Genomic DNA, 12,847 nt, shown 5'->3' on the forward strand with positions numbered 1-12,847 from the left:
TCTTCGACAAAGGCAACCTCTCCGCCGTCTGAAGCGAGTAAAAATGCTATATGTTCTGCCCTTTTTTCTGCCAACATCGAGGAATTGGTACCATATCCCGCTTAAATTGTCTAAAAAGCCCCCATGGACATGATCAAAAACCGTCTTGAAAAGAACTACAAAAAACTGAAAAGCTGGGCTGAACGCGCCCAAATCGAGGCGTACCGTCTGTATGACCGGGATATTCCGGAATACCCTTATATCGTCGACATCTACAAAGATCACTTCCTGATCTACGACAAAAGCGACCTGCGCGATGTGGAGAAAAACCACCTGCCTCACGTGCAAGAAGCCCTGAAGGCCCTTTTTAAATGCGACGACAGCAAAATCGTGATCAAAAAGCGGGAGCGCCAGGAAGGCCTGAAACAATACGAAAAGCTCGACGCCAAAGAGGAAACCTTTGTCGTGCGCGAATCCCAGGCGCTGCTGAAAGTAAACCTGTACGACTATCTGGACACCGGCCTGTTCCTGGATCACCGCCCGATGCGCCAAAAAGTGTTTAAATCCGTCAAAGACAAAAAGTTCCTGAATCTGTTCTGTTATACGGGCTCAGTCAGCGTTTTTGCGGCTTTGGGTGGCGCCCACACCACCAGCGTGGACATGTCCCAGACTTATCTGCGCTGGGCTCAGGACAATTTCCAACTGAACAATCTGGATCCGGCCCAACACGCCTTTATCAACGCCGACGTCCTGGATTGGTTGCGCACAACAAAATTGCCGAACACTTTCGACGTGATCTTCCTGGATCCACCGACCTTCTCGAACTCAAAAAAGATGGACGAAAGCTTCGAAGTCGAAAGGGACCAGGAGTTCCTGGTGGAAAGCTGCATGAATATGCTGCGACCAGAGGGAATACTCTATTTCTCGAACAACAAGCGAAAATTTAAAATCTCCCCGGCGCTGCTGGCCAAATACAAGGTGAAGGAAATCACCACCGACAGCATCCCCCAGGACTTCCACGACAAAAAAATACACAACTGTTTCGAGATCAGAAGCAACTAGGGGCCAAACGGCCCCTTTTCCCATTTGGGGCCAAAAATACCTTGCCCCCCAGGTAAAAACACCCTAGAACCCCCTAAATTTTACTTATTAAGGCCACTTTTCAGGGGCCGTTGGAGGACAGGGAATTGAAAGCTTTAGGTCGTCATATTTTGGTTGAGTTCAGTGGATGTAACGCAGAAGTTCTGAACGACGTTTCCATCATCGAAAGAAGCATGGTCGAAGCGGCGCAGATTGCTGGTGCGACAGTCATCAACTCCACTTTCCACCACTTCTCCCCATGGGGTGTAAGCGGTGTGGTAGTTATTCAGGAAAGCCATCTGGCTATTCACACTTGGCCTGAATACCGTTATGCGGCCGTGGATCTGTTCACCTGCGGTGATTCAGTGGATCCTTGGGTTTCTTTTGAACACCTGAAAAAAGCTTTCCAGGCGAACTATTCGGCTTTGGAGATGAATCGCGGCTCTTTGCACGTCATCCAGAAGTCCGACTTCCAGCCTAAGATCATGCGCGAAAAACCGTCTTTCGATCTTTCCAAAGGTCATCAGATCGATCGCAATGTCTGGTTCACCGACAAAGACGAAAACCAGGCGCTTTCTTTGCGTTACACGGGCGATGTTTTGTTTGATGAAACAAATCCGTTCCAGCGCGTGCGCGTTTTGGATTCCTATTCTCACGGGAAATTCCTGGCGATCAACAACATGGTGATGTGCACTGAGCGTGATGAATACCACTATCACGAAATGATCACTCACCCTGTGATGCAGACTCACGGCAATGCGAAAAACGTATTGGTTATCGGTGGCGGCGACGGCGGTACCATCCGTGAATTGTTCAAATATAACGTGGACAATGTGACCATGGTTGAAATCGACGAAGCGGTGGTTCGTGCTTCCAAAGAGCACTTGCCAAACATCGCTTGCGAATTCAACAACCCGAAATTGAATCTTATTATCGGTGACGGCATCCAGTTTGTGAAAGACGCGGCTCCGAATTCTTACGATGTGATCATCGTGGATGGTTCTGACCCGGTGGGTCCGGCGAAAGGCCTTTTCACTGCGGAATTCTACAACAACTGTAAAAACGCATTGAAAGACGGCGGCTTGGTGATCACTCAAGGTGAATCCCCGATGTTCCATGAGGGCACTTTCGTTGAATTGAATCATTGCCTGAAGGGCATCTTCGGCAAACAAAGCGTTCACACCATGCTGTTCCATGCGACGACTTATCCGTCGGGCATGTGGAGCTTGCAGGTTGCTGTGAAAGGATCCAAACATCCGGCGAAAGACTTCAACAAAGACCACGCGGCCAAGTTCGCTCAGGACAAAGGTCTTAAGTACTACAATGAAGACCTGCACACTGCGGCCTTCAGCCTTCCTACTTTCGTCAAAACAATGCTTGGCGATAACGCTTAATTGATAGACCGCCTCCTGTTTTCATTATAGTTTCATTTAGAAAACTAAACAAAACAGGAGGCGTAATGTTCAAACTTCCAAATCTTCCCTACGCGAAAACCGGTATTGCTCCATTGTTCAACGAAGAACAAATGACTTACCACTACGACAAGCACCACAAAGCTTACATCGACAATCTGAACAAATTCATGGAAACAGATGCATCCCTGAAAGGTAAATCCCTGGAAGAGATCACTTTGACTTCCTCTGGTGGCATCTTCAACAACGCCGCTCAGGCATGGAACCACACTTTCTTCTGGTTCGGCATGAGCCCGGCGGGTCAGGGCGGCCAACCGTCTGCAGAACTTTCTGCTGCGATCACTCGTGATTTCGGTTCTATGGATGAATTGAAAGCAAAGTTCGTAGATGGCGGCGTTAAAACATTCGGTTCCGGCTGGATCTGGTTGTGCATGGATGCTGCTGGCAAATTGTCTTTGGTTTCCACTTCCAACGCGGCAGTTCCATTCACTAACAACGGCCCGACTCCACTGTTGGTTGCTGACGTTTGGGAGCACGCTTACTACGTTGATTACAGAAATCTTCGTGCAAAATATCTTGAGACTTTCTGGGCGCAAGTAAACTGGAACTTCGTTTCCGAAAACTTCGCTTCCAAAAAAGTTCGTGACCTGACCAAGTCCATGACATAACCAAAAGGTACCTCTGCGGCACCCTCCACAGGGGGGCCCACCGCAGTTTTGCATAAGCAGAGCACCACAAAAACAAGAAAAGGAACTGCCTTCATCAGCAGTTCCTTTTTTTATGGCCAAAATGAAGCGACGCTTCGGAAAAAGTAAGCAGGTACCTTTTAGAGTTCGAAGAAGGTGGTGGAAAGAAGGAAGAGGGTGTCTTGGGTGTCGGGAGTGTAGTAGACGCCGACCGACGGGCGCGAGAACATTTCTTTCGGGCGAAGCTGCGACCAGGCCAGACCCACCCCAGTATTCATCTGCTCGTAAGGCGAAAGACCCGCTTCACGCAAATGACCGTAAGCCAACGTGATCCATTCACGATCTTTGATCTGATACTGAATATCCAGACCGTACTCTGCCTCGCACTTCAGTGAATAAACGAAAATCAAACCGTTGGTGGAATCAATGTGCCCGCACACCTGAGTGATAAACGGCGACATCGTCACGTTTTCATTCCAGTCAGGACGATAGTTGAATCCCAGTTGGGTCGAACGCAAAACCAGATCCGGTCTTTCGACAACTTTGCCTTCCTTCTTCACTTCAGACCGGAAACGTGTTTCGGTGAATGAAGCCGCCCAGTCAAAGTTCTCACCACGATAGAAGTTACCTTTAACGGTGTAATTGCGGCTGCCGGATGCCGTGGCATAGAACATGGGAACCGTACCGATTTCCAGACGAGGCAATACACCCATGCTCAAAGCATTCGTCAACATGTGGGAATTGACGTTGGCGCCACCGGCCCGCTGATAACCGAACTGCCACTGCGGCAAGGTGCGGGCGGAGGTGCTGACAACCGGATTGAACACCACTCGTTTTTCAGGAATGACGTCGTCAAACCCCGCAAGGGATTGAAAACTGAAAGCCAAAATGATGAATGAAATCAACGCGCGCATACCCGCACGCAATACAAGATAAGTGCCAATACAAAGGGGCCCGAAAGCCCCCTCAGTTCCCTCTGAGCGCCTCTATCCCCCGCGGACCGGGTAAATAGTTCACAGCGACCAAAAGCTGATCAGATTACTTAAGCCACTTGCGACGAGGGTCTTTTTTGTCGACGGGCCAGGTGGTCCAAGTCACCTGCAGATCGCAGGCTTTCAGGAAATTTTCCACAATCAGTTCGGCGTCCTCTTTTTGCCAGAAGTCCTTGGCGTGAGAGCTTGGACTTTTCAGGGCGATATCCGAAACCAAGGAATAGACCATGCCGCTCATCGGAGGAATCAAAAAACCCATCGTCGACAGGGCCCCTTGCAGACGGGACAGCACCCCTTTACCACCCACCGAATGCATCAGCACAAAGACCGCCGCAGGCTTTCCCATAAAGGCGGCCGAGCCTTCAAGTTCAGTCATGTCTTCCATCAACTTTTGCAATGGGCTCCCCCAGGAATCCCAGTAAGTTCCCGTCACAAAGAACAAGCCTGAAGCTGATTCGAGTTTCTTTCGCAGTCCCGGCCCGTAAGACGTCTTCGCCAGATGCACAACTTCCACTTCGGCTTGCTTCCCAAAGATCTTCACCAGCCCCTTGATCCACTGAGCACAGTTGCCTTTGTCCCCCGTCGGACTGCCATTTAAGATCAAAACTTTTTTCATGCTTTTACTTCCCGCCAGTTCACTCTCTTTCAGCATTATTGTCTGTTTCCACCGCCCAGGCCAAGGACATCCGTCGATTTTCTGATGCGTCAGCAAAAGCCAGCGGCCGAATCAAGCTTTGTCAAATGGCGCCGCCCGAAACCAAAGATGCGAACGCCCATAAACATTTGTCTGTACACTGAGGTCTGCCCAAGGCCACAATGAAAGCAAATGAAAGGATGTTCATGAAATCCCTGATTCTGCTGCTTTCGCTGTTGCCTGCCTCTGCATTTGCTTTGACCCAAACGCTGCAAACCCTGACCCCTAAAGCCGGACAAAACGAGCTGAAGGGCGGCATTTCATACTCTCACGTCTCGGCCGAAGCCGATCTGGGCGGATCAGCGACTTCCAATCAGTTTGTGATTCCTGTTTCTTATTTTTACGGCATCACCACCCATCATGCTGTGGGTGTTGAAACTTACTATCTGAAAAATGATTCCAACTTTTCCAAAGCCGGTCTTTCTGGCAGCGGAGAAACTCAAGACTTCGGTAACATCGACATCAGCTATAAAGGAAATCTGGATACTGAAAGCGGAACAGTCTATCTGGAAGCCGGAGTCTCGTTCCCCAGCGAAAAGTACGAATTCAACACCAATGACGCCAAATTCAGCGCCAGCACCGGGCAAACCACGGTTACGTTGGCCGCGGGCTATGTGCAAAAGCTTGTGGACTTCACCCTGGGCGCCATCGCAGCCTATGACATCGCCATGGAGGGAGACGCGGATGTTGACGTCGGCGTTTTCTCTGACTCGGGCAAAGTCAAAGGGGGCAGTCAGGTTCGATTCTCGTTCTTCGGCGAAATCGAAGGCGAAAGTCACCCGAACTTCAGCCTGACTTATGCGCGCACTTACAGCCGCAGCTTCAGCTCTGAGTCAGTTACCGGAACTATCGATGATGATCTGGAAATGTTCTATGCAAACTTCAGCGCCCGCATGCCCGTGGCTGAGAGACTGGAATTCATCCCGACCGCAGGACTTGCCACGGTGATGAATCAAAGCGACCGCAATCTGGAAAAGTACAATATGTTCACGGCAGCGGCTCAACTGCGCTATCTGTTCTAAAGCCGATTCGGCATAAAAAAATGACAGGCGTCTGATTCAGACGCCTGCACATGGAGGGATGGGAAAAGGACCGCACATTATGTTGTGTCTACTTTCATCAAGAGACCTCCTTTAGTTTGTCCTCGAGGATCTCTGTCCCCTTGTTTAAAGGGAACAGCACTTCAAATTCAAAACCTACAGTCATGGGAACCCGTCTTGGCGGCTCTTTGATTTCAATGGCGTTGACAACGTCATGAACACCGGAAAGCTCCCAGGCAGCGCCAACGGCCATTGCTTTCAGACGTGGACGGAAGACCTCCCCTTCCAGTCTGACCACGGCATCTTTGACGATCACCTCGATGTGCTCTCCGCCGATCTTGATCATGTCATCGATCTGAGCCTCCAGGATACTCTGGATTTCCTCGTCTGAGCGGTAGTAATCCGCGGGAACGACGATACGGTCTTCGATCGTCCACACTCCTTCCGTTTCAGAGATGACCTCCAAAGCGGCATTTTTCTTGTAAGATGTGTCGACAAATCCACTGACCACAATCACGCCGTCACGAATGACGATATCCAGATCAGCCAAGCTCACTCTTTTGTCCCATTTGATGCGGTCCCGGATCTTGCGACCCAGTTCGCCGTCACTTTGGTTTTTCAGAAGATGAGTTTTCATAAAGCTGCTCCTTGCCTCTGACGGGTCTTAATTCTTTTGGGTTATGCCACCCCTTCGAGTGGCATAGGTTGGAATTCCAACATCGGATCATTACGACGATGCTGGGATTTACGGGAGGAACGTTTGCTAAGAACGCCTTTTAAAGCAGATACGGTCTTAGCTACACATCGCTTGAAATTCTCGTCTCGTTTGACCACTTTGATCACTGTTTTCGAGCGAGATGGTTTCAAGATGACCTCACACACATAACTGGGTTTGCGAGTCTGCGATCGATGTCGATCGGTTTCCACCCGCACTGTGAGGTGAGCACCACTGTCATACTTGAAGAAATCTCCCACAGTCCCTTCGACTGTTTCCAACAAGTAAGATTCGAGATTTTCAGTTTTAGTGATGTCTCTGTAGTAGATGTCTGTTTGCATATCTACCTCCTTCTTGAGACTATTATCGTTCATATCGACAATTTCGTTAAATATATAATTTAGAAGACATAATTAGGTTAAAGTTATATATTAAAGGGGTCCTGTTTAGAAATTCGCTGTAGAGATCATCACTTACAGTTTCGCAGCGAAAGACCAGTTCCAAAAGGGCTCCAAAAAAGCCATGTTATTAGGAGGTCTAGTATCATGTTTAACTACAATCACCTGTACTACTTTTATGTAACCGCCCGGCTGGGTGGAGTCAGCAATGCTGCCAAATACCTGCATATCAGTCAGCCCTCGCTCAGTTCACAGATCAAAGTGCTTGAATCTTCCATCGATCAGAAACTTTTCGAAAAACGCGGAAGAAATCTTCACTTAACTCCAGAGGGTGAACGCACGTTTGCTTACTGTAAAAAAATGTTCGATGTCGCCGCCGACTTTGCCGAGTCCCTGAAAAGTCCGACAGAAAAACAAAGTCAGCGCATCCGTATCGGCGTCAGCGATCAGGTGGAACGTCCTTTCATCGCCGACTTGCTGGCACCTTTGATTCGCGAACAAAAGCGTGGTGTGGAGAAAATATTTTTCGTCAGCTCGGCCCCTTCTGATGCCCTGGTCACACAACTGCGCAGCCGGGAAATCGACCTGCTGCTGACGAACAAACCCATCTATGCCGACGATGTCACCGAACTTGCCACCGCCGAAATGCCGGTAAACCTGATGGTGTCCACGAAGAACCTGAAAGAAAGAAAAATCCGCACCTCCAGAAACACATCGGCCGTAGAGTTTCTGAATGCGGTTCCGTGGGGACTGATCATTCCATCGTACAAAATGAAACTGCGCCATGAAACGGATCTGTTCTTTCAAGAAATCCGCGCCCGCAAAAAAGTCGTCTTTGAAAGTGACATCATGTCCGTCGTGGGCCGAGCCATCGTTGACGGCGCCGGTGTGGGATTCCTGCCGGTGCCTTATGTGATGGACGAAGTCCAATCCGGTATCCTGACCCTGCTGGGTCCCAAAGCCGGCTACTGGAAACACACCTTGTACTTACTGGGCAGAAAAGACGAAAAAGAAGATGAAATAATTCAGGATCTGAAAAAGACCGTCAAACGTCTGGAGAAGATTTAGATAAAAAAAGGGAGCCAGCAGGCTCCCTTTTTAATTTCATTTTTCAGCTATCAGCTAGTAAGGCTGTCTTGCAGTTGAATTGGCCAGATCCATTCCCATCACCAGGGCGATTTTCGTGTACGCAGCCGAGTGTTTGAAGTTGGATTCAGGAGAAATCACATCACGCGTGGTGTGAATGTTCTTGTTGCTTTTGCTGAAGGTCGCTTCAAACGGCATCACTGCCGGATAACCCTGACGATTCCATGAAGCATGGTCACTGCAACCATATCCGCACTTGTCATCAACGATGCGTGCATGGATGTAAGTCTCATTCGCCGCTTTCAGGTAATCGCGCAGCCAAGCGCTGGTGAAATCCGTCATGCTGCCGATAACCAGTTCCCCGGAACCCGCGAACAACGTCATATCCAGTTGCAGAACCGCGACCACGTCTTTTTTCTCAGCTTTGTATTGTTTGGCAATTTCAGCGGAACCCAACAGGCCGGATTCTTCACCCGCGTACCAGAAGAACTCCACCGTACGCTTTGGCTGAGCCTTGGTCATCATGATGCGCAAAGCTTCAATCAGATTCGCAGAACCGGAAGCGTTGTCGTCAGCACCCGGCGCCGTCTTGCCTCCGCCCCAGCTTTGATTGATGGAGTCAAGGTGACCACCCAGCACGACGATCTCGCTGGGACGCTCGCTGCCGACCAGACGAACTTTCAAAGTTCTTTGTTTGGTGGAGGTGTGGCTGATTTCAGAAATCTCGTAAGGGATTGTCGCTTCCGCCAGCATGGCTTCCAGACGGGTTTTCATTTCCACCACATGACGGTTTGGATCCGCATCACGGTTGCTGCGGCTTGGGAAGGAGGAAAGCCAGGTCACATAGCTGCGCAGGTTTTCTTCACTGACTTCGGTCATCGCAGATTCGATGATTCCGTTTTTCTCCAAAGCCAAAGCTGCAAATGGAGCGCGCTCATAAAGGGCGTTCTTTTCCTGAATAGCCGCAAGACTATCCAAAATGCTGTTAAAGCCTGTGCCCTGGATATGCATATCCAAACTCAGATCTTCAAAGCCGCCGCATTTACCCACTTGGTGGGAGCGTTCTTGAATTCTTTGTTGCATCAACGGGGTCACGATTGCGTAACCGACTTCGATGCGTTCATCTTTTGCCAATACCGGGATGTTCAGGGCGCGCAAGTCCTTAAGATCCGCCAGAATAGGTTTGGTTTCAAAATTTTCTAGCGTAGGCACATGCGCTGTTGCCGTCATAGCAACCAACGTCACAAAAGCCATCGTGGCAGTTTTCATCATTTTCAATCCTTTGAAAAAAGCATTACCGCAAAGTAATGGTAGCTAAATTGTCCTCATGTTGGCAAAGACAATTCGCTTATTTTTTCAACATGCATTAGGATAGCCCCCTATGACGACAGACATTTTGCTTGTGACCCTGAACTCCACCTATCAACACAGTTCATTCGGACTGCGTTATCTGTACGCCAATCTTGAAGAGCTGCAAAATCGCGCTCAAATCATGGAGTTCACGATCGCCAGGGATCCCCGCGATATTGCTGAAATTCTTCTGCGCCAGAAACCAAGAATTATTGGTTTGGGGGTGTACATCTGGAATGCCCAGGAGTCCTTGGAACTGGTGTCCCTGCTAAAAAGAATCAGCCCGGAGACCCTGGTTGTTCTTGGAGGACCTGAAGTCAGCCATGAAGCCGAAACCAATCCGATTTGCCAAATCGCAGACTTCACCATCAAAGGCGAGGCGGACTTCCTGTTCCGCGACTTCTGCAAAAGCTTCCTGACTGACGGAACACTGCCGGGCCAAAAGTTTGTCACAAACATCCTGCCGGATATTAAAACCATCAAAACCCCGTACGAATTTTATTCTGACGAAGACATTCAGAACCGGGTTTTGTATGTCGAGGTTTCCCGCGGCTGTCCTTACCGCTGCGAATACTGCCTGTCCTCTTTGGATAAAGCCGTCCGAAACTTTGATGTCCCGGCTTTTTTGGCCGACATGCAAAAGCTGATGGACCGAGGCGCCCGTCAGTTCAAATTCATCGACCGCACTTTCAATTTAAGTCCCACCACCTGCACCCAGATTCTGGAATTCTTCTTGGAGCGAGTGCATTTGGGACTGTTCCTGCATTTTGAGATGGTGCCGGACCGCCTGCCGACCGAAATCAGAGAATTAATCAAAAAGTTCCCGGCCGGCGCCCTGCAGTTCGAAATCGGCATTCAGACCTGGAACACCGACGTCGCTCGCCTGGTCAGCCGCAGAAATGATCTGGAAAAAGTAAAAGACAACTTCCGCTTCCTGGCCGCAGAAACCGGCGTGCACACCCATGCCGATCTGATTGTGGGTCTTCCTGGTGAAGACATTCACAGTTTTGCGCGCGGGTTTGACACCCTGGCAGAGCTTCGTCCGGACGAAATCCAGGTGGGCATTTTGAAGCGTCTGAAAGGCGCCCCGATCGCCCGCCACGACAAGGAATGGGAGATGGTTTATTCCAATCATCCTCCGTTCCAGATCCTGCGCACCAAATCCATGGATTTTGCGACCCTGCAGGTGATGAATCGTTTTGCCAAGTACTGGGACCTTTACGCCAACAGCGGAACATTCAAAAAGTTCGTCGAAAGTCTGAAAGAAAAAGCGCAGGAGCAGGAACACAAGTCCTTCTTCTGGCAGTTCTATGACTTCAACGACTTTATGTCCAAGCGCCATGCCCAATCCCACGGTATTTCCCAACTGAACCTGTTTGAATCGGCATTGGTGTATCTGACTGAAAGCCAGCATTGGCCGGAAGAAAAAGCCAAGGACCTGCTGGCCGAAGATTATCTGGCCACGGGAAAAAAAGAAATCCCGCGCTTCCTGAAAAAGGGCGAAGAAAAAAATCAGAAGATATCCGGAGATGGATCAAACAAAATCAATCTGCCTAAGCGACAGCAAAGACATCTTGTGGGGAAGCCGGAGACCGTTTCATAAAGAACGTCGACGCCAAAAGCAGTGCGAATCCTGACACCAGTAAAGCACTGCGGATGTACATGAAACGCAGCCACTGAGAGCGGATCTCCATCCAATCCGGTGGCGGAGCGATCAAATCCCACTGACTGATGACGTGATTCAAAGGCAGATTTCCAAAACGGGTCATCAGAAGCTCGTCCACCACACACAAAAGCGCAAACACGATCAGAAGAAACTCCATCGATTTCCACGAATGGCGGATCTGAAAAAGACTGGCCACCAAAGTTGCGATAGCCAGCAGATAGATCAAGGGACTGAAAATATTGAACGGAGTTTCCATCGAGCGGTGGAATTCCATATAGGAAGTGATCGACAGTTGCTCCATCGCCGGGCCCATACCCAAAACAAAGGCGAAGGAGCTGCCCGCCATCATGCCCACCAAGAGCAAGCCGCAATATCTAAGAAGAGTGGAAACGTTCATGTCGAAATCTATATTCCTTTGTTTATCGCTCCTCAAGTTGCTTTTTGTTAATTAATTGAACCCCCGCGACTTCTTCGCAAAGCCCGTGTACGCAATCAAAGGCGCCCGTGAAAATGTGAACTTAAAATCTTTCGGTACGACACCGGTGCGAATCAACTGCCACAGCGCTTTTTGAGCGAACACCGGACGAATACCACGAATTTCAGTGGTATCCAGGCTAAAATCCTCCAGCCACAGTTTCAATTTTTTCGGCTCAATGAAAAGTGAGTACACGTGATAATCATTGGGTGTGTTCTTTACGAACCACTCCATGCCCTTAATTACCACCAGCCACGCCAGGGGATTTTTATTGAAGGTGTTAAAGAAGAACAGCCCGCCCGGACGCAGCACCCGCGAGGCTTCGGCGATCACCCGTTGTGGATCAGACACATGCTCCAGCAAATCCATCGCCGCCACCACATCGAAGCTTTCGTTGGCAAAAGGAACCTGATAGACGTCCCCTTGCCGATAGTGCACTGAATGGGTGAGATCACGAGATTCCGCCACCTTCAGACTGGAGGTGGAAAGGTCAATTCCAGTCACCTTATGCCCGGCCGCCGCAAGATCATTTGCCAGAAAGCCCGCGCCACAGCCCATATCCAGAATTTCGGCTTTGTAACCAATGTTGCGGCGGATGGCTTCCAATATCCACGGCATTTCCACTTTGTGTTGGTTGCGCAAAAGAGCGATAGGGTCATCCTGCGCCTCGTACCAGCGGTCCGCGAGATGATCATAAGCTTCGTTGTTAATAATCTCGCGATCCACCTTCGCCAATTCCATATCCACATCGACCTCCCTGTCTTTTCCAAAGCTATCAAGGGGTTCATGGCAATTGGAGGTTTGGCGAAGTCCAGTGGTAAGAATCATGCAAGAATCCCGCATTGATCTGCCCGGACCCTTCCGCTACACTGACAGCATGATTGAATACATCGAGATTGTCTGCCGGTGGATTTTTGGACTGCAAATGTTTTTCTGGGGCATGAACGGCTTCTTCCACTGGGTGAAGATTCCACCTTCAGATCCCAAGATCGATGCCTTTGTGAATGCCTGCCTTGAAACCCGCTTTATCATGCCCACGGTCAAATTAATGGAGATCATCGGTGGCGCCGTTCTTCTGCTGAATTTCGCGGTTCCGGCCACGCTGGTGGTGTTCGCCCCCTTGATTTTCGTAATTTCAGGCCTGCATATCCTGCACAACCCAAAACCCTGGGGCGTGCTGGTGACCACCACCCTGCCGTATTTGTTGTTGGTCTTTTCCCACAACACGTCTCTATTACGACTTGTTCACTAAGGGTTTCGTAACTTGAAGGCAG

Annotated in this window: 14 protein-coding genes; 7 read left to right on the top strand and 7 right to left on the bottom strand. The window is 49.6% G+C overall.

The genetic code is table 11. The features are described from left to right. The first annotated feature begins 123 nt into the window (after window positions 1-123). The 3 genes from ACZ520_RS17105 to ACZ520_RS17115 all read left to right on the top strand — a co-directional run bounded on the left by ACZ520_RS17105 (window position 124) and on the right by ACZ520_RS17115 (window position 3,139). On the top strand, window positions 124-1,041 hold the full coding sequence (locus ACZ520_RS17105) for a class I SAM-dependent methyltransferase (protein ID WP_088563981.1): 918 nt from the start codon (window positions 124-126) through the stop codon (window positions 1,039-1,041). 125 nt (window positions 1,042-1,166) lie between these two features. After that, on the top strand, window positions 1,167-2,453 hold the full coding sequence (gene speE / locus ACZ520_RS17110; RefSeq protein ID WP_374034246.1) for a polyamine aminopropyltransferase: 1,287 nt from the start codon (window positions 1,167-1,169) through the stop codon (window positions 2,451-2,453). Between the two features lie 65 nt (window positions 2,454-2,518). Further along, window positions 2,519-3,139 (top strand): superoxide dismutase, encoded by a 621-nt coding sequence (locus tag ACZ520_RS17115; protein WP_088563979.1) that lies wholly within the window; start codon window positions 2,519-2,521, stop codon window positions 3,137-3,139. A gap of 158 nt (window positions 3,140-3,297) precedes the next feature. Here the strand turns inward: ACZ520_RS17115 and ACZ520_RS17120 are convergent, their stop codons facing one another. After that, the gene (locus ACZ520_RS17120) at window positions 3,298-4,071 is read right to left on the bottom strand and encodes a hypothetical protein (RefSeq protein WP_088563978.1); all 774 of its coding nucleotides are present in this window, start codon (window positions 4,069-4,071) and stop codon (window positions 3,298-3,300) included. A gap of 124 nt (window positions 4,072-4,195) precedes the next feature. Beyond that, a complete protein-coding gene (locus tag ACZ520_RS17125; RefSeq protein ID WP_464126707.1) occupies window positions 4,196-4,801 on the bottom strand; it encodes a flavodoxin family protein in 606 nt (201 codons plus the stop codon). A 188-nt stretch (window positions 4,802-4,989) separates the two neighbouring features. On the opposite strand from ACZ520_RS17125, the gene ACZ520_RS17130 reads away from it, so the two are divergent. Continuing rightward, the gene (locus tag ACZ520_RS17130) at window positions 4,990-5,865 is read left to right on the top strand and encodes a hypothetical protein (RefSeq protein WP_464126709.1); all 876 of its coding nucleotides are present in this window, start codon (window positions 4,990-4,992) and stop codon (window positions 5,863-5,865) included. 97 nt (window positions 5,866-5,962) lie between these two features. Here the strand turns inward: ACZ520_RS17130 and ACZ520_RS17135 are convergent, their stop codons facing one another. Continuing rightward, window positions 5,963-6,520, bottom strand: a complete 558-nt coding sequence (locus tag ACZ520_RS17135; RefSeq protein ID WP_374031413.1) for a BON domain-containing protein — start codon at window positions 6,518-6,520, stop codon at window positions 5,963-5,965. A gap of 41 nt (window positions 6,521-6,561) precedes the next feature. After that, window positions 6,562-6,939: an HPF/RaiA family ribosome-associated protein gene (locus ACZ520_RS17140; RefSeq protein WP_374031414.1), complete on the bottom strand. Its 378-nt coding sequence runs from the start codon at window positions 6,937-6,939 to the stop codon at window positions 6,562-6,564. 204 nt (window positions 6,940-7,143) lie between these two features. Between ACZ520_RS17140 and ACZ520_RS17145 the strand changes: the two genes are divergently transcribed. Beyond that, entirely contained in the window at window positions 7,144-8,064 is a 921-nt protein-coding gene (locus tag ACZ520_RS17145) for a LysR family transcriptional regulator (protein ID WP_464126712.1), read from the top strand. Window positions 8,065-8,118: 54 nt separating this feature from the next. Here ACZ520_RS17145 and ACZ520_RS17150 read toward each other — a convergent pair whose 3' ends face one another. After that, window positions 8,119-9,354 (bottom strand): M20/M25/M40 family metallo-hydrolase, encoded by a 1,236-nt coding sequence (locus ACZ520_RS17150; RefSeq protein WP_464126714.1) that lies wholly within the window; start codon window positions 9,352-9,354, stop codon window positions 8,119-8,121. A 109-nt stretch (window positions 9,355-9,463) separates the two neighbouring features. Between ACZ520_RS17150 and ACZ520_RS17155 the strand changes: the two genes are divergently transcribed. Further along, window positions 9,464-11,035, top strand: a complete 1,572-nt coding sequence (locus ACZ520_RS17155) for a B12-binding domain-containing radical SAM protein (RefSeq protein WP_464126716.1) — start codon at window positions 9,464-9,466, stop codon at window positions 11,033-11,035. Here ACZ520_RS17155 and ACZ520_RS17160 read toward each other — a convergent pair. Beyond that, a complete protein-coding gene (locus ACZ520_RS17160; RefSeq protein ID WP_374031418.1) occupies window positions 10,986-11,495 on the bottom strand; it encodes an anthrone oxygenase family protein in 510 nt (169 codons plus the stop codon). The genes ACZ520_RS17155 and ACZ520_RS17160 overlap by 50 nt on opposite strands. Before the next feature lie 51 nt (window positions 11,496-11,546). Then, window positions 11,547-12,314, bottom strand: a complete 768-nt coding sequence (gene ubiG, locus ACZ520_RS17165) for a bifunctional 2-polyprenyl-6-hydroxyphenol methylase/3-demethylubiquinol 3-O-methyltransferase UbiG (RefSeq protein WP_232469305.1) — start codon at window positions 12,312-12,314, stop codon at window positions 11,547-11,549. A 73-nt stretch (window positions 12,315-12,387) separates the two neighbouring features. Here ubiG and ACZ520_RS17170 point away from each other — a divergent pair, with 73 nt between their 5' ends. Next, window positions 12,388-12,825 carry a hypothetical protein gene (locus ACZ520_RS17170; protein ID WP_464126718.1) on the top strand — a complete coding sequence of 146 codons (438 nt, stop codon included), beginning with the start codon at window positions 12,388-12,390 and terminating at the stop codon, window positions 12,823-12,825. Window positions 12,826-12,847: the final 22 nt, after the last annotated feature.

This window comes from Bdellovibrio sp. BIS2 (assembly GCF_055398295.1).

Bases quoted from the DNA above. Each gene is read 5' to 3' on its own strand.
- ACZ520_RS17120 (WP_088563978.1), bottom strand. From the start codon at position 4,071: ATGCGCGCGTTGATTTCATTCATCATTTTGGCTTTCAGTTTTCAATCC.
- ACZ520_RS17150 (WP_464126714.1), bottom strand. From the start codon at position 9,354: ATGATGAAAACTGCCACGATGGCTTTTGTGACGTTGGTTGCTATGACG.
- ACZ520_RS17130 (WP_464126709.1), top strand. From the start codon at position 4,990: ATGAAATCCCTGATTCTGCTGCTTTCGCTGTTGCCTGCCTCTGCATTT.
- ACZ520_RS17160 (WP_374031418.1), bottom strand. From the start codon at position 11,495: ATGAACGTTTCCACTCTTCTTAGATATTGCGGCTTGCTCTTGGTGGGC.
- ACZ520_RS17135 (WP_374031413.1), bottom strand. From the start codon at position 6,520: ATGAAAACTCATCTTCTGAAAAACCAAAGTGACGGCGAACTGGGTCGC.
- ACZ520_RS17155 (WP_464126716.1), top strand. From the start codon at position 9,464: ATGACGACAGACATTTTGCTTGTGACCCTGAACTCCACCTATCAACAC.
- ACZ520_RS17145 (WP_464126712.1), top strand. From the start codon at position 7,144: ATGTTTAACTACAATCACCTGTACTACTTTTATGTAACCGCCCGGCTG.
- ACZ520_RS17140 (WP_374031414.1), bottom strand. From the start codon at position 6,939: ATGCAAACAGACATCTACTACAGAGACATCACTAAAACTGAAAATCTC.
- ACZ520_RS17125 (WP_464126707.1), bottom strand. From the start codon at position 4,801: ATGCTGAAAGAGAGTGAACTGGCGGGAAGTAAAAGCATGAAAAAAGTT.
- ubiG (WP_232469305.1), bottom strand. From the start codon at position 12,314: ATGGAATTGGCGAAGGTGGATCGCGAGATTATTAACAACGAAGCTTAT.
- ACZ520_RS17115 (WP_088563979.1), top strand. From the start codon at position 2,519: ATGTTCAAACTTCCAAATCTTCCCTACGCGAAAACCGGTATTGCTCCA.
- ACZ520_RS17105 (WP_088563981.1), top strand. From the start codon at position 124: ATGGACATGATCAAAAACCGTCTTGAAAAGAACTACAAAAAACTGAAA.